Source organism: Parvibaculum lavamentivorans DS-1 (assembly GCF_000017565.1).
Classification (GTDB): Bacteria; Pseudomonadota; Alphaproteobacteria; order Parvibaculales; family Parvibaculaceae; genus Parvibaculum; species Parvibaculum lavamentivorans.
This window is the reverse complement of the sequence record NC_009719.1, coordinates 1,640,860-1,660,516: the sequence shown is the minus strand read 5'-3', so window position 1 is coordinate 1,660,516 and position 19,657 is coordinate 1,640,860. Positions and strand designations below refer to the sequence as shown.

17 protein-coding genes are annotated in these 19,657 nt (G+C 62.5%); 10 read left to right on the top strand and 7 right to left on the bottom strand.

The genetic code is table 11. The annotated features are described in order from the left end of the window. Window positions 1–168: 168 nt before the first annotated feature. Both msrA and msrB read left to right on the top strand, forming a co-directional pair. Window positions 169–795, top strand: coding sequence for a peptide-methionine (S)-S-oxide reductase MsrA (gene msrA / locus PLAV_RS07715; protein ID WP_245545249.1), 627 nt, complete (start codon window positions 169–171; stop codon window positions 793–795). A 3-nt stretch (window positions 796–798) separates the two neighbouring features. Beyond that, on the top strand, window positions 799–1,302 hold the full coding sequence (gene msrB / locus PLAV_RS07710) for a peptide-methionine (R)-S-oxide reductase MsrB (RefSeq protein WP_012110427.1): 504 nt from the start codon (window positions 799–801) through the stop codon (window positions 1,300–1,302). On the opposite strand, the gene PLAV_RS07705 is transcribed toward msrB, so the two are convergent. Then, on the bottom strand, window positions 1,280–1,738 hold the full coding sequence (locus PLAV_RS07705) for a YaiI/YqxD family protein (RefSeq protein WP_012110426.1): 459 nt from the start codon (window positions 1,736–1,738) through the stop codon (window positions 1,280–1,282). The two genes, msrB and PLAV_RS07705, sit on opposite strands and share 23 nt — an antisense overlap. Window positions 1,739–1,788: 50 nt before the next feature. On the opposite strand from PLAV_RS07705, the gene PLAV_RS07700 reads away from it, so the two are divergent. Next, window positions 1,789–3,024, top strand: a complete 1,236-nt coding sequence (locus tag PLAV_RS07700; RefSeq protein WP_012110425.1) for a BaiN/RdsA family NAD(P)/FAD-dependent oxidoreductase — start codon at window positions 1,789–1,791, stop codon at window positions 3,022–3,024. Between the two features lie 331 nt (window positions 3,025–3,355). Here the strand turns inward: PLAV_RS07700 and PLAV_RS07695 are convergent, their stop codons facing one another. Continuing rightward, window positions 3,356–4,135, bottom strand: coding sequence for an SDR family NAD(P)-dependent oxidoreductase (locus tag PLAV_RS07695; protein WP_012110424.1), 780 nt, complete (start codon window positions 4,133–4,135; stop codon window positions 3,356–3,358). Between the two features lie 131 nt (window positions 4,136–4,266). Between PLAV_RS07695 and PLAV_RS07690 the strand changes: the two genes are divergently transcribed. After that, window positions 4,267–4,704: a metal dependent phosphohydrolase, HD region gene (locus PLAV_RS07690; RefSeq protein ID WP_012110423.1), complete on the top strand. Its 438-nt coding sequence runs from the start codon at window positions 4,267–4,269 to the stop codon at window positions 4,702–4,704. 23 nt (window positions 4,705–4,727) lie between these two features. Here the strand turns inward: PLAV_RS07690 and PLAV_RS07685 are convergent, their stop codons facing one another. The 3 genes from PLAV_RS07685 to PLAV_RS07680 all read right to left on the bottom strand — a co-directional run bounded on the left by PLAV_RS07685 (window position 4,728) and on the right by PLAV_RS07680 (window position 5,677). After that, window positions 4,728–4,916, bottom strand: a complete 189-nt coding sequence (locus tag PLAV_RS07685; protein WP_012110422.1) for a Thivi_2564 family membrane protein — start codon at window positions 4,914–4,916, stop codon at window positions 4,728–4,730. A gap of 173 nt (window positions 4,917–5,089) precedes the next feature. Then, the gene (locus tag PLAV_RS19645; protein ID WP_168713180.1) at window positions 5,090–5,245 is read right to left on the bottom strand and encodes a hypothetical protein; all 156 of its coding nucleotides are present in this window, start codon (window positions 5,243–5,245) and stop codon (window positions 5,090–5,092) included. Between the two features lie 225 nt (window positions 5,246–5,470). Then, complete coding sequence (locus tag PLAV_RS07680) at window positions 5,471–5,677, bottom strand: dodecin (protein ID WP_012110421.1); 207 nt, start codon at window positions 5,675–5,677, stop codon at window positions 5,471–5,473. Window positions 5,678–6,050: 373 nt separating this feature from the next. Between PLAV_RS07680 and PLAV_RS07675 the strand changes: the two genes are divergently transcribed. The 4 genes from PLAV_RS07675 (at window position 6,051) to PLAV_RS07660 (ending at window position 9,222) form a co-directional block, all read left to right on the top strand. Then, entirely contained in the window at window positions 6,051–7,433 is a 1,383-nt protein-coding gene (locus PLAV_RS07675; RefSeq protein WP_143710187.1) for an NfeD family protein, read from the top strand. An 80-nt stretch (window positions 7,434–7,513) separates the two neighbouring features. Continuing rightward, complete coding sequence (locus tag PLAV_RS07670; protein ID WP_041535904.1) at window positions 7,514–8,266, top strand: slipin family protein; 753 nt, start codon at window positions 7,514–7,516, stop codon at window positions 8,264–8,266. Window positions 8,267–8,416: 150 nt separating this feature from the next. Further along, entirely contained in the window at window positions 8,417–8,956 is a 540-nt protein-coding gene (locus PLAV_RS07665) for a hypothetical protein (RefSeq protein WP_012110418.1), read from the top strand. Beyond that, the gene (locus PLAV_RS07660) at window positions 8,953–9,222 is read left to right on the top strand and encodes a hypothetical protein (protein ID WP_012110417.1); all 270 of its coding nucleotides are present in this window, start codon (window positions 8,953–8,955) and stop codon (window positions 9,220–9,222) included. The genes PLAV_RS07665 and PLAV_RS07660 overlap by 4 nt, the downstream gene beginning before the upstream one ends. 107 nt (window positions 9,223–9,329) lie before the next feature. Here the strand turns inward: PLAV_RS07660 and PLAV_RS07655 are convergent, their stop codons facing one another. Further along, window positions 9,330–14,990, bottom strand: coding sequence for an autotransporter outer membrane beta-barrel domain-containing protein (locus PLAV_RS07655; RefSeq protein WP_012110416.1), 5,661 nt, complete (start codon window positions 14,988–14,990; stop codon window positions 9,330–9,332). Between the two features lie 283 nt (window positions 14,991–15,273). Continuing rightward, window positions 15,274–16,437 (bottom strand): TIGR03032 family protein, encoded by a 1,164-nt coding sequence (locus PLAV_RS07650; protein WP_012110415.1) that lies wholly within the window; start codon window positions 16,435–16,437, stop codon window positions 15,274–15,276. Window positions 16,438–16,629: 192 nt separating this feature from the next. On the opposite strand from PLAV_RS07650, the gene PLAV_RS18835 reads away from it, so the two are divergent. Continuing rightward, the gene (locus PLAV_RS18835; RefSeq protein WP_012110414.1) at window positions 16,630–17,310 is read left to right on the top strand and encodes a TIGR02466 family protein; all 681 of its coding nucleotides are present in this window, start codon (window positions 16,630–16,632) and stop codon (window positions 17,308–17,310) included. 168 nt (window positions 17,311–17,478) lie between these two features. Then, window positions 17,479–19,644: a catalase/peroxidase HPI gene (katG, locus tag PLAV_RS07640; protein WP_012110413.1), complete on the top strand. Its 2,166-nt coding sequence runs from the start codon at window positions 17,479–17,481 to the stop codon at window positions 19,642–19,644. Window positions 19,645–19,657: the final 13 nt, after the last annotated feature.

Genomic DNA, 19,657 nt, shown 5'->3' with positions numbered 1-19,657 from the left:
GCAGCGTTCATGCTACTCCCCCATACCCATGCCGTCCATGTGGACATGCTCGCAAAGACGTGACTGCAAAGTGAAGCCGGGCGCGGCGGGATCGTCCTATATCTTCGTAAGAGAAACAGGACATACCTCCCGAAGGGAGCACCTGCCTGACAACGGATGGAGCTTGACGTGAACCGTTTCGTATTCCTGCTCGGCCTCGTGCTCCTCGTTCTGACGGGTTTCGGCGCGGCCCATGCGCAGGAAACCTCGAACAAGGAAGCCGTGGCGATCTTCGCGGGCGGCTGCTTCTGGTGCATGGAACCGCCCTTCGACAAGACCGAAGGCGTCATCAGCACGACGTCGGGCTATACCGGCGGCATGAAGGCGAACCCGACCTACAAGGAAGTTTCCGCCGGCGGCACCGGACATGCGGAAGCCGTGAAGGTCGTCTACGACCCTTCAAAGGTCAGCTACGAGCAGTTGCTTCATGTTTTCTGGCAGAATATCGACCCGATCCGCAAGGACGCGCAGTTCTGCGATGTCGGCAGCCAGTATCGCAGTGCGATTTTCTATCTCGACGAGGAACAGCGGCAGCTGGCGGAAAAATCGAAGGCAGAGCTCGACGCCTCGGGCCGCATTCCAAAGCCGGTTGTCACGGAGATCACCAAGGCCGGACCCTTTTATCCGGCCGAGACCTATCACCAGGATTATTATCTGAAGAACCCGGTCCGCTATGCCTATTACCGCTGGGGCTGCGGCCGCGACGCGCGGCTCGAGCAGCTCTGGGGCGACGAGGCGGGCCGCCATGAGGAGTAGGAAATGATGTCACGACGCATGTTTTTCGGCAGCACGGCGATTGCGGGCGTTCTTGCAGCGGCAGGGCTGATGGCGCGCGGCGGCAATGGAAACGCCAGTGAAAACGGTAGCTTCGAGGTGACGAAGACCGCGGATGAATGGAAGGCGGCGCTGACGCCGGAGCAATATTACGTGCTGCGCGAGCATGGCACCGAGCGCGCCGGAACGAGCCCGCTCAACAAGGAAAAGCGAGCCGGCACATACACTTGCGCGGGCTGCGACCTGCCGGTCTTCAGCTCGGAAACGAAATATGAAAGCGGCACCGGATGGCCGAGCTTCTATGCGCCGCTCGACAATTCCATCGGCACCTCTGAAGACCGCTCGCTCTTCATCACGCGGACGGAAGTCCATTGCCGCCGCTGCGGCGGACATCTCGGCCATGTCTTCGACGATGGCCCGCCGCCAACCGGAAAACGCTATTGCATGAACGGCGTTGCGATGCTGTTCAAGGCGGCGGGCGCCGCCTGATCGCCTGCACCGTGTCTTCCAGCGAACGCAGAAAACGCGAGCGGTCCTCCTTCGAAAAGGCAGGACCGCCGCCCTTCGACTGACCCGTCTCACGCAGCTCCCGCATCAGGTCGCGCATGGCGAGCGCCATGCCGATACTGTCCTGCGTGAAGGGCCGTCCATCATGACCGAGCGCGGCGGCGCCCTTCTCCAGCGCGCGGGCGGCAAGCGGAATATCGCCAGTGATTACAATGTCTTGCGGCCCTGCCCGCTCGGCGATCCAGTCATCCGCGACATCCGGCCCGGCGGGCACCACGACCTGCTTCACCAGCGGATGGCCGGTCGGCCGCATGCCGCTATTGCTGACGATATGGACGGTGAGCCCATGCCGCTCGGCGACCTTCACCGCCTCGTCCTTGACCGGGCAGGCATCCGCATCGACGTAAATTTCGGTCATGTTTTCAATGATTTGCTGATTTCGTTCATGCCCGATGATAGCTTGCGCGCGTGAACGCATCTCCTGAAAAAATCGACGGCGCGAAGCCCCTTGCCGCCATTATCGGCGGCGGACCCGCAGGGCTTATGGCGGCTGAAATGCTGAGCGAACAGGCGGAGGTGCATGTCTTCGACGCCATGCCCTCGCTGGCGCGGAAGTTTCTGCTGGCCGGGAAGAGCGGCCTCAACATCACGCATGGAGAGGAATTCGCGAGCTTTATCAATCGCTTCGGCGATGCGCGCGAAAAGCTGCGGACGGCACTCGAAGCCTTCACGCCGCAGGATGTGCGCGACTGGGCGGCGGGGCTCGGCATCGAGACTTTCGAGGGCAGCTCGCACCGCATCTTCCCGCGCCAGATGAAGGCCTCGCCGCTGTTACGCGCGTGGATTCAAAGACTTGGCCGCGCGGGCGTTACCTTTCACACGAAACACAAATGGCGCGGATGGACGGATGACGGCGCGCTCGTCTTCGAGACGCCGGACGGCGAACGCCTGTTCACACCGGCGGCGACTGTGCTGGCACTGGGCGGGGCGAGCTGGCCGAGGCTCGGATCGGACGGCGGATGGACCAGGCTGCTCGCCGAAAAAGGCATACGCATCAATGAGTTGAAGCCCGCCAATTGCGGCTTCGAGGTGAGCTGGAGCGAGCACCTGAAGACGCGCTTCGCAGGCCACCCCGTGAAGTCCGTTGCGCTCGAATTCGGCGGTACACGGATCAAAGGCGACTTCGTGGTGACGGAGACGGGGGTGGAGGGCAGCGCCGTCTATGCGCTGTCGGGCCCGCTTCGCGACGAAATCGCGAGCAATGGCAAGGCTTTACTGAAAATCGACCTCGCGCCGGACCGCGACGAGGCGCGGCTTGTGCGCGAGCTGGAACGGCCGCAGGGCAAAAGCTCGATGGCGAATTTCCTGCGGAAAGTGGCGGGGATAGAGGGTGTGAAGGCGGCACTTCTGCGCGAGGCGGGACCGGACCTGCCCTGGGATCCGACGCAATTGATGAAGCGTATCAAGCACTTGGAGCTGGTGCTGACCGCCCCGCGACCGATCGCCGAAGCCATCTCGAGTGCGGGCGGCATTGCGCTTGATGATCTTGGTACGGATTATATGACGTCTGTCCCTGGCCTTTTCGCGGCAGGCGAAATGCTGGATTGGGAAGCGCCTACAGGGGGTTACCTGCTGACAGCGTGCCTTGCGACAGGCCGCGCGGCGGGCCTTGGCGCGGGTGAATTCCTCGCGCGGACGCGCTGACTGTCATCGAACTGTTATTGAACTGTCATAAACGGTTTATGCCCGGGTGAAGGTTCGATCTGTGGACGGATGATTTTGCCGGTGAGCCGGCTTATCCCCCGTGGGGATAAAGCGGGCGGAGCGTGACGCTGCTGCTTATCCCCGGGCGGGGATAAATTTCTTACATCGCCCTGAATAAAAATTGTTATGCCCCTCCACCAACTCGTCACCCCCGGGCTTGACCCGGGGGTCCAGAAAACCTCCGCAGAAGAGTTTTCCGAAGAAGGACGCCGCTTGCGCGGCTACTGGATTGCCGGGTCAAGCCCGGCAAAGACAGTTTAAAAATTCCACTTCAAGCGTTCTTCACCAGCATGCCGCCATCGACGGGAATGGCGACGCCGTTGAGGTAGGAGGCGGCGGGGAGGACGAGGCTGAGCGTCATATGCGCGACTTCTTCCGGGAAGCCATAGCGGCGGAGCGGCACGCGGCGCTTGGCGAAGATCTCTTTATGTTCGTCCGGTATCTCCGAGGTGATGCCGGTGCGGATCGGACCGGGGCAGATGCAGTTGACCGTGACGCCCTCGCGGCCAAGCTCGACGGCGAGCGCGCGGGTGAGGCCGATGACGCCATGCTTGGCGGCGACATAGGTGGAGTTGCCGGGCGTCGCGCCGAAGCCTTCGGTGGAAGCGATGTTGACGATGCGGCCCTCGCCCGATTTCTTCAGCGACGGCAGCGCCGCACGCACGAAACGCATATGCGCGGTCAGCATCACGTCGAGCGCCAGGGTCCAGACATCTTCATAATCGGGCTCGGAAATGCCGCGGAAGGTCGAGAGGCCGGCATTGTTGACGAGAATATCGAGGCCGCCGAAATGCGCCTCCACTTCCTTCACGACACGGACGATCCCTTCGGCGTCGGCGACATCGAGCGCCCAGCCATGCGCCTCGCCGCCCTCGGCCTTGATCTCGGCGACGACGGCATCGACACGATCGTGCTTCAGATCCAGCACGGCGACTTTCGCGCCCTCGCCCGCGAAGATATGCGCGGTGGCGCGGCCCATGCCGCTCGCTGCGCCCGTGACCAGCGCCACCTTGCCCGCGATCGAGCGGCTGAGCTTGCGGATCGGTTCCATCGTCTCTCTCCCTCTGCATATTTTGTTGTGAAGGGAGAGTAGCGAAAGCCGGACGCCCGCGCGAGGTTGAACGAAGGGCGCGCGGGCGCGTTCTGGCAGAAGCGCGGAAAGTTGCGGAAGGATGCGAAAAGATGACCATGACGCTCGGGAAAGCCATTGCGCTGGCCGCGGCCGCGCATCGGGACGAGACCGACAGCAAGTCGGGCGAGGCTTACATGCTGCATGTGATGCGCGTCGTGCTGGCGGTGCGCGGCGGGAAGGAGCGCATTGTCGCGGCGCTGCATGATGTGGTCGAGCATGTGGAGGGCTGGAGCTTCGAGCGGCTGGCATCGGAAGGCTGCGATGCGGAGACGGTGGCCGCTGTCGATGCGCTGACGCGGCGGGACGGCGAGGCCTATCTCGATTTCGCGAAACGCGCCGCGGCGAACGCGCTGGCGCGGCCGGTAAAGATCGCCGACCTTCGCGACAACCTTGCCGCCGTGCTGGAACATGAACCGGAAGAAACGCGGGAAGAGAAGGCGAGGAAATACCGGGAGGCGCTCAGCCTGATCGGCGCGGCCGAAGACTGAGCGCCTTGGAAGAATGGTTTTCGCTAGCCGACGGTGATGCCGTTCAGCGAGCCGAGCAGGCCGAAGACCTGAAGCAGCCAGATCACCACCGCCACGACGACCACGATGTTCAGGATGCTTTTGATCTTGCTGTCCATTGGGATGTAGGTGTTGACGAGCCAAAGCAGCACGCCGATCACAATCAGGATCACGATCAAATTGAGAAGAGGCATATGGGATTTCCTTCAGGATTGCCTCCGGAAGGACCTGCCCTGCCGGAGTGACCGCGCGTGCCGAAACCCGCCTCGGAGGGAAGCGGGCAGAAGTTAAACGCCGGTGAGGGGAAAAGTTTCCATAGAAAATTGAAAGGCCGGAAACAGGACAAGTCCCGCCCCCGGCCGAAGGCTCACGCGTCGAGAATGACCGGACCGAGCTTTTCACAGTCGCGCTTGTCCATATCCTCCGCCAGCACCGGCGCCTTTTCCGCCGGAGCGGGGGCAGGAGCCGGCTTTGCGGCGGGTTCGGGCATGGGCTGCACGGGGTTCGACTGATACCTGATCATGAGGGGGAGCCTTTCAGGCGGCCGCCGGAAAGAAGGCGCCGCGTACTATAAATGGGAAAGAAACAAGTATTTACAAGGAGGAAAATTATATTGATTCCCGTCCACGAAACGGAAAACTGAATTTCATTTATCTACACAGAGTGAAAACTAACGAATATTGCAAAACGCAACAATAATAGAGGAAGAGATCGGCGCCCGGCACCCCGATGCCGGGCGCATGGAGGCTCACTCCAGCGTGAAGGCGACTTTGAGCTTCACCTGGTAATGCCCAACCTTGCTGCCTTCGATATGGCCGCGCGTTTCGACCACTTCAAACCAGCGCAACTCGCGGAGACTCTTGCCCGCTTTTTCAACCGCATTCGAAATCGCATCCTCGATGCCTTTCGGCGATGAGCCGACGATTTCGACGACCTTGTAGACATGTTCGGACATGGCGATCTCCTCTTGCCGTTTCTCTGGATGCGGAGGGAGATGGAGCGATTGCGCGGCGCGGCAAGGGCGGCGGAGCCTCCGTCCCTTCAGCCACAAACCAGATGTCATCCCGGCGAAAGCCGGGACCCAATCCACGCGAAATCGCTTTGACAGCTTTTCAGTTCTGTCCCAGCGCAATCGCCCCACACCACAGTTCTTGCCGAGGGAACCAATGGGTCCCGGCTTTCGCCGGGATGACACTTCTATTCTTGATTTGCGGCCCATTTTCAGAAGCAAAGCACCGCAGCCGGAAAGCATGGCTATTGCGGCCGTGCTTTGGCAGACTGGGGAGAGCGACGAAAACAAAGCCGGAGACAATCCGGGAAGGAGTGCCATGCCTCTCCGGTTGCGTCTTTTCTTCTTCACGCTTCTCGCGATCTGCGGCGCGGCGCTGCCGCTTGCCGGACAGGACGCGGTCGAGCCCGCTGCGGCGGAAGCGGAGGCGCCGCTTGCCATCGTCGCGACCGTGACGGGCGCTATCGGCCCGGCGACGGCGAAGCAGATTTCGGATGCGATCGAGGCGGCGGAAGAGCGCGAGGCGGATGTGCTCATCATCCGCATCGACACGCCGGGCGGGCTTGTCAGTTCGACGCGCGACATCGTCTCCGACATTCTCGCATCCGAAGTGCCTGTCGCCGGCTATGTCTGGCCGGCGGGCGGACATGCGGCGAGCGCCGGCACCTATATCGTCTATGCGACGAATGTGGCGGCGATGGCGCCGGGGACGAATATCGGCGCGGCGACGCCTGTTTCCATGGGCGGCGGCGGCATGCCCGGCGCACCGGAAGAGACGCCGGAGGACGGCGCGGAAAAGCCCGCGCCCTCGAACGACCAGGCGCTGGCGAAGAAGGCGACGAACGACGCCGTGGCGCTGATCACCGGCCTTGCCGAACGCCACGGACGGAACGCCGAATGGGCGGAGGAAGCGGTGCGCGAAGGCGTGAGCATTGGCGCGCGCGCGGCGCTGGAACAAGGCGTGGTCGAGATCGTCGCCACCGACCTCGACGATCTGCTGGCGCAAATGGACGGCCGCGAGACGGAAACGGCGGCGGGGCCGAGAACGCTCCGCACCGCGGGCGCGCAAATCGAGCATGTCGAACCGGGCTTCATGACCCAGGTGCTCGCCATCATCAGCAATCCGAATGTCGCCTTCCTGCTGATGATGATCGGCGTTTACGGCATTATTTTCGAACTCTCCAATCCCGGCTCCATCGGCCCCGGCATTCTCGGCGCGATCTGCCTGCTGCTCGGGCTTTACGCGCTCAATGAATTGCCGCTCGATTATGCGGGGCTGGCGCTCATCCTGCTCGGCATCGGGCTTATGGCGGCGGAGGCCTTCACACCCGCCTTCGGCGCCTTGGGCGCGGGCGGCCTCATCGCCTTCATTTTCGGCTCGGCCATCCTCATCGACAGCGACAGCCCGGAATTCCAGCTTTCCTGGTGGACCATCGGCGGCACCGGCATTGCGAGCGCCATCCTCATCGCCGTCATCATCGGCTATGCGCTGCGCGCCATGGGCCGCCCCGTGGTGACGGGGAAGGAAGAGATGACGGGCGCCGAGGCGCGCGTGCTCGAATGGGCGGAGGGCGAAGGCTGGGTTCACGTGCATGGCGAACGCTGGCACGCGCGGGGACCGCTGAGCCTTGCGCCGCAGAGCCTGGTGCGCGTCGAGGAGATGGACGGGCTGACGCTTGTCGTGAGCGAAGCGCGCGGCTGACGGTGCGAAGAATGCCCCACCCTCCCCCTGCGGGAGGGTGGAGAAGAAGAAATATCGAGGCCGAACGCAAAGGAAAGATCATGGGACTGACATTTTACCTCCTGCCGGCGATCCTCATTATCGCCTTCCTGTTCTCCGCGATCCGGGTGCTCCGGGAATATGAACGCGGCGTCGTCTTCACACTGGGCCGCTTTACCAATGTGAAGGGGCCGGGGCTCATCATCCTCATTCCGATTATCCAGCAGATGGTACGGGTGGATTTGCGTACCTTTGTCGAGGACGTGCCGACGCAGGACGTGATCTCGCGCGACAATGTGTCGGTGAAAGTGAACGCGGTGCTTTACTTCCGCATCGTCGATCCGCAAAAGGCGATCCTGAATGTCGAGGATTACCTCACGGCGACGAGCCAGCTGGCGCAGACGACGCTGCGTTCCGTGCTCGGCAAGCACGAACTCGACGAAATGCTGGCCGAACGCGACAAGCTGAACGCCGACATTCAGTCGATCCTCGACGAGCAGACGGATGCCTGGGGCATCAAGGTGGCGAATGTCGAGATCAAGCATGTCGATATCGACGAGAGCATGATCCGCGCCATTGCGAAGCAGGCGGAAGCCGAACGTATCCGCCGCGCCAAGATCATCAACTCGGAAGGCGAGCAGCAGGCGGCCGAAAAGCTGGTGGAGGCGGGACGCATTCTCGCCGGCGATCCGCGCGCGATGCAGCTTCGCTATTTTTCGGCGCTGCACGACATAGCCGGCGACCGCACCAACACCATCGTCTTCCCGCTGCCCATGGACCTGATCGAAGCGATCAGACACCCGAACAAGGGCTGATGCCGCGCCGCGAACGGCGATCCATCCAAAAGGGTTCGATCCCCGCTCGCGGCCGCATGGCCCTTCCCCGGATAATGCAACCCGCTGCAACGGCCGATATTCGAGTCGGCGCCGTTGCGGCATGCATTGCAACCAGGGGAAGGGCTCATCATGAACAACATCCGGTATGCACCGGGCTGGAAGAAGAACGACACCGCCCTCGAGGCGGCGGCGGCGGCGCTGTGGCACGAATATGGCGCGCTGCCGCATGGCGTTACGCCCGAGGCGCGGGCGAAGGAAATCTGCTGCGCCGCTTTTGACGGCGACAGGATGATCGGCGTGTCGACAATCGACATCCGCCCCTATCCGCCGCTCCGCAACAAGCGCTTCGGCTTTCTGCGCGTCTTCACGCGGCCAGACTATGAGCAGCAGGACGTTGCCATCGGCCTTGCATCGCGGTGCCGGGACCTGCTGGAGGAATGGTCGATCGCCCATCCGCAGGCGGGCCTCGCCGGCATGGCGGCGATCTACCAGTCGCCGAAACTCGGCCATTACCCCATCGGCGAATCGGGCCTGACCCTGATCGGCTATACGCCGGAAGGCTTTCAGGTGCGCGTCGTCTGGTTCAACCACCTGCCGCTGACGGAGGGTTATCCCGTCCGCCTGCACGCAGAAAACGAACAATCGAAAACAGGAAAGAAAGCAGTATGAGCAACGTCACCATCGGCTCCCGCGAGGACAGCAGCAGCCTCCACCGTTCCTATGCCGTGCTCGCGGCGGGAACGCTTGTCGCCATCGCCATTGTGGTGACGGCGCTCACCGCGCCCGGACGCGGCATCGTCGCCAATCCGCAAGGCGGCGTCTGGATCGAACGCGACGGCACGCTCTTCCTCTGCCGCGCCAGCACGAGCGGCCCGGCGCCCTGTGTCGACCTCGCGACCGGACAGCCGCTCACCTACGCCGAACTGCCGCGCTGACCTTCAGCTCTCCGCAGCAAAGGCCGAAAGAAAATGGCGCCCCGGAAATTTCCGGGGCGCCACAAGTTTGAGGAGGTTAGTGTGCGAGGGTCGTCTTCTTCAGGAGGTCAGAACGCCCAGCGGATCGCCGCCGAGAGTGCCTGTTCGTCGTAGTCGCTCTGGAATTCGCCATCATAGGTGACGCGAATGCTGAACTTGTCGGAGGCTTCGTAGGTGATGCCGGTACCGACGCCGTAGGAGATGTCGTCGCGCGGGGTCGTTTGCGTGACGAAGACGCCGCCGCCGACGATCTGGCCGGTAATGGCGCCATCGGGATCCGCGAGCTCGCCGAGGAGCTTGACGCCGAACTCGGGGATGAGCTTGCCGCCGCCATCGAGCGGCATGGTGTAGCGGGCATTGACGCCTGCCACCGCACGGAGCGAGTCCACCGTCTGCGAGTTGACGCTGATCGGCAGCGGACCCGTTTCGGCGTAGCCGTCGATATCCACCCTGTTGTAGCGCAGGCCGACATTGGGGGTGAGATCCCACTGGCCGGAGACGATCATGTAACCGGCTTCGGCGCGGGCGACGAACTGCGTACCGTCGTAATCGGCCGTATTGACGCTGCCGAGCGATGTCCGCCGGCTGTCATAGGTGTTCATGCCGTAGCCGAGCGCGCCGTTCACATACCAGGCCCCCGGACGCCAGCTCATATAGGTGGTGAAGCCGTAGCCGGCGATGTCGTTGGTCGAGTTTGCACCGGCGCCGTTTTCCTCAACGTCGGAGGCGATGTAGAAGCCGCCGAAGCCGAGCCTGAGCGCGGGCGCCACTTCGCCGTCGAGGCCGAGGCTGACGCCCCAGCTATCGGCGTCGAAGCCGTTGACGCCGCTTGGCGTGAAGGAGGCCTTGGAGCCGCCGACCCGGCCCCAGAGCGCCCAGTTGCCGTCGCCGCCGAGAACCGCGTCACCGGCGGAGAGGCCCGTCATGCCGCCATCCGCGACCACGAAGCCGCCACCGCTGAGACGGTCCATGATCATGTCGTAGATGAGATCGGTCGAGGCGATGGTGGCGCCGGCCGAAGCGTTGCTCTCGTCGGGCACCGTATCCTTGATGACCTTGAGGAGAGCGGCGAGCTGCTCTTCTTCCGTTTCGAACTGCAGCAGATACTGCACGAGCGGGTTGTCGAGCGGCTGCGTCTCGATATAGACGTCGAGCGCGGAGGCGACGCTGAGAAGGTTGCCGGTTCCCTTGGCTTCCGTTTCGAGATCGAACGCGGTTTCCTCCACCTCGATCCTGAGGAAGAGTTCGTCGGCCGCCCCTTCGCTCACCACATCGCCGTTCATCACCTTCAGGAACTTGAAGAGGATGAGGTTGTCGGTGACGGACGCACCGTCATCGGTGACGCCGCTCTCGCTCTCTGAAGAGGCGATCAGGAAATCGCTGCCGACCGTCTCAGTGAAGCCTGCTCCGGCATCCACATGAATGGTCGAGCCGCTGGCGAAGCGAACCGTGTCGCCCGTGACGACGCCGGCACCATCGCCGGTGAGGCCCGTTTCGAAGGTGCCGCCCTCGTCGAAGACAACATCGCCCGAGAAGCCGAAGCTGCTGCCAGCGACGACCTTGAGGCGGCCGAGGACCGACGTTTCGTCCGCGAAAGCGAAGGCGTTCTCGATCGTGGTGGCGAGCGTTGCATCCTCGCCGACCAGGATTTCGCCTTCCTCGGTGTGGATGTTCACGCCGTCGAAGACCGTGGTGCCGCTGGAGAAGCCGACAAAATGGGCATTCGAGATGGCATAGCCTTCGATGCCGTCGCTGAAGGTGACGGTATCGTCCTGTTCGAAGAGGACATGCAGGTCGCCTTCGCCGTCGCCATGAATACCCTTGGCGATGGAGACGCCGGTGCCGGAGATCGTCACCTCGTCTTCGCCGTCACCGGTGAAGATGGCGCCGCCGACCGTGCCGCCATCGACGATGATGATGTCGTCGCTCTCGCCGAATGACGTGTCGATGTCGCCCGACACGCTGCCGGTGTTGACGATATAGGTGGAGGCAAAGTCCTCATAATCGTAGGCCGAGACATGGATGCTGCCTTCGACCTCGCCATGGTTCGCGATCGAGGCATATTTGGTCTCGAAGGCGTAGATCGCCACGTCGCCGGACGAGATGACGCCGTCTTCCGTGTTGGTGACATGAACCGTCGGGCCGGAAACGCGGACGGCATTGGCATATTTGCCCGTCGCCTCGATGGTGCCGGAGTTGTAGACGGTCGTCGTCAGATCGCTATAGGAGTCCCCGACAACGGCATGGGCATATTTGCCGGATGTCGAGATCGTGCCGGAATTGTCGAGCGAGACGGACCAGCCTCGCATATCGACGCCGAAAGCCTCGTCGCCGCTCGTCTGGATGGTGCCGCTATTGTCTATGTCGACCTCATCCCCGGAAGCAGAGATGCCATTGGCACCTTCACCATGGGTGATGATGGAGCCGCTGTTATAGACATCGACATCGCTCTCGCCGGAAGCCCAGATGCCATCGGCTTCATCGCCATGGGTCTCGATCAGGCCGGCGAGGATTTCCTCATCCTCCCCTTCGCCAATCGTCATCGGCGCATTGGCCACAGTAACATCGCCCTCTTCCGAGAAGGCGACGATGCCCTGGGCGCCCTGGCCGTAAGTGGTGACCGAGGAACCGACATTCCAGACAAGGGCATCGGCGGAGCTGTACTCGTCGCTTTCGCCATCCGTCCAGACGCGGATACCGACCGCGCCGAGGCCGTTGGTGACGATGCTCGATGCGTATTTGTTCATCGCCATGGCATCGCCGTCTTCGCTGATCGCGAGAAGACCATGCGCATAGGCGCCGTTGGTGACGATGGACGCGTTGTACGCGTTGAAAGCGATCGCACCGCCCTCGTCAACCGACATCGCGGCAACGCCATAGGCGTGATCGCCACCCACCGAGTAGCCCTCCTCATGGAGGACGCCCGTAACGACGTCGCCATAGAGGTTACCGGCGACAGCGCCGCCATTGCTCGATACCGCGAGGACACCGATAGCGCCGTCGCCTGTGGTGACGATGGTGGAACGGAAATCCGCGGGATCATATTCGCCTTCGGGAAGAGCTTCCGCCAGCACATCCGCAATCTCGCCCAGGACGCCGGAGCCCATTTCGGTTCCGATCCCGCTGAAGCCGGCAAGGAGCTGCGGCGGCAAGCCGTTCACGGCGATGGCGTAGCTGCCTTCGCCGCCTTCGCTGTATTCGCTGCCTTCGAGCGCATCTTCGACGCTTTCGAAGCCGGACACCGCGACCAGACCGTGGGCATCGTCGCCCGATGTCGAGATCGATCCGCCCAGCACGTTAAGGGCTGCCGCGAAATTACCCTCCGCGACGGCCACGACGCCCATGGCATCGTCGCCCCGCGTTTCGACGGAACCGATATTGCCGGCGAGCGCGATGCCCGAAATATCGAAGTAGCTGTAGCCGTCGTAATGTTCCCGGCTGGTGGCGGTTACGATGAGACCTGTGGAATCTTCGCCCCAGGTGTCGATGGTGCCTGAATTGACGCCGGCTGCCGTGCCTTCCTGCGTCTCGATCCTGATACCCTTCGCCTTGTGGCCATAGGTCGTCACATCGCCCGTATTGAGAACGAGAACGGTATCCTCGGCGAAGACGTCGATGCCATGCGAGCGCCAGCCGCCTTCCGGCTCGCCCTCTTCAAGGGACCCTGTCGTGATCGTACCGCTGTTGACGACATAGGCATCGCCCAGCTCGACATCGACCTCGATGCCCGCGGCGCGCGACGCCGTGGTGACGATCTCGCCATCATTGACGATAACGGCATTTCCTTCCTCGACATCGGCCGAGACAGCCGCCTTCCACCTGCGATCGGAGGAGACCGATCCGGCATTGCTCACATAGGCGTAATCATCGGCTTCGATGCTGATATTGCTGTAGATGAAACCGTCATTGACGACATAGACGACGTCGCTCTCGTCGACGCGAATGGCGGCGCCGTCTTCCGAGCGGATGATGCCGTAAATCGTCGTGTCATAGGCATCCGTCTCACCCGGAACCAGAACCGCCTGGTTGGTGATGCGGACCGTTTCGCCCGAGGCGCGGACGGCATCCGCCTCTTCGCCCGACGCCTGGATCAAGCCGGAATTGTTGAGCGTTACCTCGCCATATTCTTCATCGCCTTCGAGATCGACAGCATGGCCGTCGCTCCCCCAGGTCTCGATGCTGCCGGTATTCGTGAGAGTGACGTCATAGCCTTCGAGCTCGACGCCCTTGGCCTTGCGGCCGGAGGCTTCGATGTCGCCATCATTGACGACGACGACATCGCCTTCCTCGGCATCGATGGCGAGAGCCGCTTTCCACTTGCGATCGGAGGAGATCGACCCCGTATTGACGGCATAGCCGTATTCGTCGGTCTCGATGCTCACATTGCCGTAGATGGCGCCATTATTGTAGAGGCGCGCATCGTCCGCTTCAGTGACATGAATGGCGGCGCCGTCTTCCGACCGGATGACGCCATAATCGACGACTTCTTCGTCTTCCTCGATGACATCGTTTGTAATGCGCACCGTCGGGCCGCTGGCGCGGATTGCATCCGCTTCCTCGCCGGTCGCCTGGATCAGGCCGGTATTGACGATTGTGGTGGTGTCGATGCCGCCGGAATAGGCGACCACTGCATGGGCGTCCTCGCCATAGGTCTCAATCGTGCCCGCATTGGAGAGCGAGACGGTGTCGCCGAAGATGTAGACGCCGTGAGCGTCTGCTCCATAGGTCACGATGGAGCCGTCTGCCGTATTGACGACATCCACATCGTCGCCATGGGCCCAGATGCCGAGCGCTTCATCACCTTCGGTGACGATCGAACCGCTGTTCGCGATCTCGACATCACCCTCTTCAGCATTCGCCGAAATACCGCTCGCACTTTCGCCGGAGGTTTCGATGCTGCCGCTATTGGAAATTTCAATAATGCCGCCGAAGCTGCCATAGCCGTATTCGCTGTCGAGCGCGGCCCAAATACCGTGGGAATAGGTACCGTCTGTCGTGATCGTGCCGCTGTTCACGACATCGACACTGTATTTCGCGGTAGCGGAGATGCCGTGGGAGTCTTCGCCGCTCGTCCCGATGAGGCCTGCATTGTCCGCCGACGCGGACCCTTCCAGGGCTTCGGCGACCATGCCATGCGACTCGGACGACGTGGTAACGATGGTGCCGAACGCGGTGTTCTCTACAGCCGCGTCGTCCCAATTCGAATAGGCGGCAATACCGTGATGTCCGTCGCCGAGATAGGCGTAGTAGCCGTACTCCTCATCGGTCTCGACCCAGGTCGTATTGTCGCCGGTGAAGATCGAGCCGTTATTGACGATGGCCATATCGCTTTCACCGACAACGACGATGCCGGCATTGTCGTGATCGTGCTCGGAGGTGTTCTCCGTCGTGTCGATGAAGGAGCCGGGCCCCAGCACCAGCGTGACGTCGTCGACGCCGGAATCATATTCGATCGTGTCGTCGAACGTGCCGGCGCAGGTATAGGTTTCGTTGATCGGGCCGACGCAAGTTCCCGCCGCCGCATTTCCCGTGCCCGCTATGCCGACCGCAAGCACCGAAGCGCCGGACAGCATGGCGGCGGCGAAGACGCGTTTTACGCCGCTCGCCGTCTTGCCGGATGAATGGGCCGTTTGCACGACGCCGCCATAATAGCTGTAGGCGGAACCGAGCAGGCTGCTGTCGATGGCGCCGGTTGTGCCGGTGATGTTTTTCGAATGTCGCGTCGTCATGTGGAGCCCCCAAGGAGATATAATTCGGGGCACAGACTGCGCGTGGGCCGGAAAACGCTCCACCGGAGTTGCAGCCAAAAAGGCGCGATGTTTTATGCCAAACCGGAGAGAAAACGAGACGTTTTCTGCGGCGTCCTGCGCTAACCCATGCTTTCCGCGGAAAAGACGGAAGCGGCGCCAGCAGAGCGGTTAGCGACTCGTTACGATTGATTCAATCTGGCACTGGAAGCGGATGAATCCGTTTGCGCGGGCGGCGGGAAAAAGAACCGCCCGCGCACCGGAATCACGCGCCCGCCGCCGCGACGGCTACGGGCTTTTCTTCGCGGGCGATGGCGGGCGCGCCGTTTTCGATGGAGATCTCGCTGCGGATCGAACCGTCGAGGAGCCCTGTCGCCTTCGGGCATTTGACGCCCGGCAGCACGAAGACATCGAAGAGTTCGCGCACATCGCCGCTGAGCCTGATCCACTCCACGATGTCGCCATTTCGCAGATCCACGACCTGCACACCGCACCATGGCTCCGCGTCGCGCTTCGCCAGTTCGCTGTCGAGCTCAAGGCCGGAGAAGCTGCCGTCGCGCGGCAGGGACAATCCGATCAACGCGTAATGCCCGTGGAACGCGAGGCCGCGTGCAAAGCCGGGGAGGAAGGCGACGGGCTCCGGCTTTCCGGTCTGCCTGTCGACGCGGCAAAGCCGGCCGCGCCCGCTGTCGAGCACCCAGAGCTGGCCATTATGGACACGCGGCGAATGCGGCATGGAGAGGTCCTCCGTCACCATCGCATTGCTGCGCACATCCATGATGCAACCGCCGGAAGCACGCCTGTCGCGCCAGCCGGTGATGATGTCGCTCTTGCAGACGGCGGTGACGTAGGCGGCCTCGCCCTCCTCCATCGCCAGCCCGTTCAAATGGCACCTGTCTTCCGGCGCGAGGCGGGAAATGAAGGGTGGCTTCCACAAGGGCTTGAAGCTGTGCGTCAGGCTGAAGGCGGAGAGGCAGGAATATTTAGTGTTGACGAAAATGACGCGGCCGCTTTTCTCGACGCCGATTTCATGCGCGTCGAGATCGCCTGTCGTCTGCGCGTTGCGCGGCACGAAGTTGCGATCGAACCCGTCGGATAGCTGGCCGGGGCGAAGCACGTTTTCCAGCCGCCATATCTGATACTGCGTGGCGAGATAGAGACGCTGCGGCGTGGCGGCGACGCCCATCGCATGAAGGAAGTGACGCTCGTGAAAGCTGACGCGGCCCTTTGGCAGGCGGCCGATCAGATAGAGCCTGCCGCTCTGATAGGAGGTGAAACCAAAGCTGAGATTGGTGCGCTCCATCCATGAGCTGAGGCCGCGCGAACAGGAAATCTGCACGCCTTGCTTTTCCGGCGCCTTTTCTTCCGGCTTCGCGGATGCTTTCTGCTTCGTCGCTTTCTTTTCCGGCTTGTCCGTCCCCACCTGCATCTCCTCTGAAAAATTGCTTCCTGTTTGGATATGAAACACCGCCGCCCGGCGGCCGCATCGGCATAAGAATCGAGAGGACGGCGCCGCGCCGGATGCAACCGCTTGCAACAGGACACATTGCAGCATGGGCACGCGAAGATTCTCGACTTCTATTGGCTCCATTTCCGCAGCTATCGAAAAGGGAGCAAGGCCATGAGCGCGCCGCGGAAAGGCGCGTTGAAGGAGGTGCAGGCGAAGGCGGGAAAGCCCGCGCCCGCACAGGAAAAGCGCCCGGGCTTTGCCCCCGAAACCTGGTTTCCGGCGCCGGTATGGTCGCGGCATGTGCCGGATCATGAGCGCATCAACGCGCATATTCTGTCCGTTCTGGAGGAACTGGAGGCGAACGACCGCGCCATCACGCGCTCCAATGTGGGCGGCTGGCACAGCGCCGCCGACCTTCACCTGCGGCCGGAACTGAGCGAGATCAGGCGCATCATCGGCAATGCCTGTGCCGGCTGCGCGACGCATCTGTCGTTCGACTTCGACCGCTTCGAACTGATTTTCCAGGAGATGTGGCTGAACCGGAACGGCCCGGGCGACTTCAACAAGGCGCATGTGCACCCGAACTCGATCCTGTCGGGCGCCTATTACGCGAAGGTGCCGCCGCTTTGCGGCAATATCGAATTCTACGATCCGGTGCGCGAACGGGTGATGAGCACCTTTCCGGTGAAGGAGCGCACGCGCGCGAACACGCAAGCGATGGAATACAAGGGCAAGGAAGGGCTGCTGCTGATCTTCCCCGGCTGGCTGCAGCATTCGGTGCAGCCGAACCGCAGCGAGGAATCGCGGGTTTCCATCAGCTTCAACATGGGCTTCAGGAAGAAGGCCGGTTAAACGCGGCCCCTAAACCGGACACCGAAAAGCCCCCTCGCCGGGGGCTTTTTTTGTCGGTTCCGAATAGGGTTGCATTCTGGCCCCAAGCTGGTAGTTTTTAATTGTAATTCTAATGTAAGGGCCGGAGAGCGACATAATCCGGATTACCGACGCACAGGAGATTGGCAGATGAACACGTCAACAAGCGGCAAGTGTCCAGTGATGCATGGCTCGATGACCACCGCCGAACGCTCGGTTACGGAGTGGTGGCCCAATGCGCTGAACCTCGACATTCTCCATCAGCACGACACCAAGCCCAACCCGATGGGCAAGGACTTCGACTATCGCGAAGAACTGAAGAAGCTCGACGTCGCGGCGCTGAAAAAGGATCTTCAGGCGCTGATGACGGACAGCCAGGACTGGTGGCCGGCCGACTGGGGCCACTATGGCGGCTTGATGATCCGCATGGCCTGGCATTCGGCAGGCTCTTACCGGCTGTTCGACGGCCGCGGCGGCGGCGGCACCGGCAACCAGCGTTTCGCGCCCCTCAACTCCTGGCCGGACAATGGCAATCTCGACAAGGCGCGGCGCCTGCTCTGGCCGATCAAGAAGAAGTACGGCAACAAGCTGAGCTGGGCCGACCTCTACATCCTTGCCGGGAACGTCGCCTATGAATCCATGGGGCTGAAGACCTTCGGCTTCGCCTTCGGGCGCGAGGACATCTGGCACCCGGAGAAGGACGTCTATTGGGGCTCCGAGAAGGAGTGGCTGGCGGAAAGCGTGCTCCGCTACGCGAACGAGGAAGACCCGGAATCGCTCGAAGCGCCGCTGGGCGCCGTCCATATGGGCCTCATCTATGTCAACCCGCAGGGCCGCGACGGCAAACCCGATCCGCTGAAATCCGCGCATGACGTGCGCGTGACCTTCAAGCGCATGGCGATGAACGACGAGGAGACGGCGGCGCTCACCGCCGGCGGCCACACCGTCGGCAAGGCCCATGGCAACGGGCTCGAATCCAATCTCAGCGCGCCGCCCGAGGCCGCCGACATCGAGGAACAGGGCTTTGGTTGGGTGAACCACAAGACCCGGGGCGTCGGCCGCGATACGGTGACGAGCGGCCTCGAAGGCGCCTGGACGAGCAAGCCGACTACCTTCGACATGGGCTATTTCGACATGCTGTTCGGCCATGAATGGGAGCTGAAGAAGAGCCCCGCCGGCGCCTGGCAGTGGCAGCCCATCGACATCAAGGAAGAAGACATGCCGGTCGATGTGGAGGATCCCTCGATCCGCCGCATGCCGATCATGACCGATGCCGACATGGCGATGAAGGTGGACCCGATCTACCGCGAAATCTGCGAGCGGTTCCGCAAGGACCCGGAATATTTCAAGGACACCTTCGCGCGGGCCTGGTTCAAGCTCACCCATCGCGACATGGGCCCGAAGGTCCGCTATGTCGGACCGGAAGTGCCGGCAGAAGACCTGATCTGGCAGGACCCCATCCCCGCCGGCAATACGAGCTACGACGTCGGCGCGGTGAAGGCAAAGATCGCGGCCTCGGGCCTTTCCGTCTCCGAGCTGGTCTCGACCGCATGGGACAGCGCCCGCACCTATCGCGGCTCCGACATGCGCGGCGGCGCGAACGGCGCCCGCATCCGCCTCGCCCCCCAGAAGGACTGGGTAGGCAACGAGCCGGAGCGCCTGAAGAAGGTGCTCTCCATGCTCGAACCGATCGCCAAGGCAACGGGCGCGAGCCTCGCCGATGTCATCGTGCTCGCGGGCAATGTCGGCGTCGAACAGGCGGCAAAGGCAGCGGGCTTCGACATTGCCGTGCCCTTTGCACCGGGACGCGGCGACGCGAGCGCCGAGCAGACGGACGCGGAGAGCTTCGAGGCGTTGGAGCCGCTCGCCGATGCCTATCGCAACTTCCTGAAGCGGGACTACGAGTTGCCGCCGGAAGAGTTGATGCTCGACCGCACGCAGCTGATGGGGCTCACCGGTCCCGAGATGACGGTCCTTGTCGGCGGCATGCGCGTCATGGGTACGAACCATGGCGGCACCAGGCACGGCGTCTTCACCGACCGCGAAGGCGCGCTGACGAACGACTTCTTCGTCAACCTGACCGACATGGGCAATAGCTGGGTGAAGAATGGCGGCCACTACGACGTGCGCGACCGCAAGACAGGCAAGACGAAGTGGACGGCAACCCGCGTCGACCTCGTCTTCGGCTCGAACTCGATCCTGCGCGCCTATTCGGAAGTCTATGCGCAGGACGACGCGAAGGAAAAGTTCGTGAAGGACTTCGTGGCCGCCTGGACGAAGGTCATGAACGCCGACCGCTTCGACCTGAAGAAGTAACGCTGCACCTCAG

Excerpts from the sequence above, each read along its gene's own strand:
- PLAV_RS18835 (WP_012110414.1), top strand. The coding sequence starts at position 16,630 with ATGAGCGCGCCGCGGAAAGGCGCGTTGAAGGAGGTGCAGGCGAAGGCG.
- PLAV_RS07675 (WP_143710187.1), top strand. The coding sequence starts at position 6,051 with ATGCCTCTCCGGTTGCGTCTTTTCTTCTTCACGCTTCTCGCGATCTGC.
- PLAV_RS07655 (WP_012110416.1), bottom strand. The coding sequence starts at position 14,990 with ATGACGACGCGACATTCGAAAAACATCACCGGCACAACCGGCGCCATC.
- PLAV_RS07670 (WP_041535904.1), top strand. The coding sequence starts at position 7,514 with ATGGGACTGACATTTTACCTCCTGCCGGCGATCCTCATTATCGCCTTC.
- katG (WP_012110413.1), top strand. The coding sequence starts at position 17,479 with ATGAACACGTCAACAAGCGGCAAGTGTCCAGTGATGCATGGCTCGATG.
- PLAV_RS19645 (WP_168713180.1), bottom strand. The coding sequence starts at position 5,245 with ATGATCAGGTATCAGTCGAACCCCGTGCAGCCCATGCCCGAACCCGCC.
- PLAV_RS07690 (WP_012110423.1), top strand. The coding sequence starts at position 4,267 with ATGACCATGACGCTCGGGAAAGCCATTGCGCTGGCCGCGGCCGCGCAT.
- PLAV_RS07705 (WP_012110426.1), bottom strand. The coding sequence starts at position 1,738 with ATGACCGAAATTTACGTCGATGCGGATGCCTGCCCGGTCAAGGACGAG.
- PLAV_RS07680 (WP_012110421.1), bottom strand. The coding sequence starts at position 5,677 with ATGTCCGAACATGTCTACAAGGTCGTCGAAATCGTCGGCTCATCGCCG.
- PLAV_RS07665 (WP_012110418.1), top strand. The coding sequence starts at position 8,417 with ATGAACAACATCCGGTATGCACCGGGCTGGAAGAAGAACGACACCGCC.
- PLAV_RS07695 (WP_012110424.1), bottom strand. The coding sequence starts at position 4,135 with ATGGAACCGATCCGCAAGCTCAGCCGCTCGATCGCGGGCAAGGTGGCG.
- PLAV_RS07660 (WP_012110417.1), top strand. The coding sequence starts at position 8,953 with ATGAGCAACGTCACCATCGGCTCCCGCGAGGACAGCAGCAGCCTCCAC.
- msrB (WP_012110427.1), top strand. The coding sequence starts at position 799 with ATGATGTCACGACGCATGTTTTTCGGCAGCACGGCGATTGCGGGCGTT.
- PLAV_RS07685 (WP_012110422.1), bottom strand. The coding sequence starts at position 4,916 with ATGCCTCTTCTCAATTTGATCGTGATCCTGATTGTGATCGGCGTGCTG.
- PLAV_RS07650 (WP_012110415.1), bottom strand. The coding sequence starts at position 16,437 with ATGCAGGTGGGGACGGACAAGCCGGAAAAGAAAGCGACGAAGCAGAAA.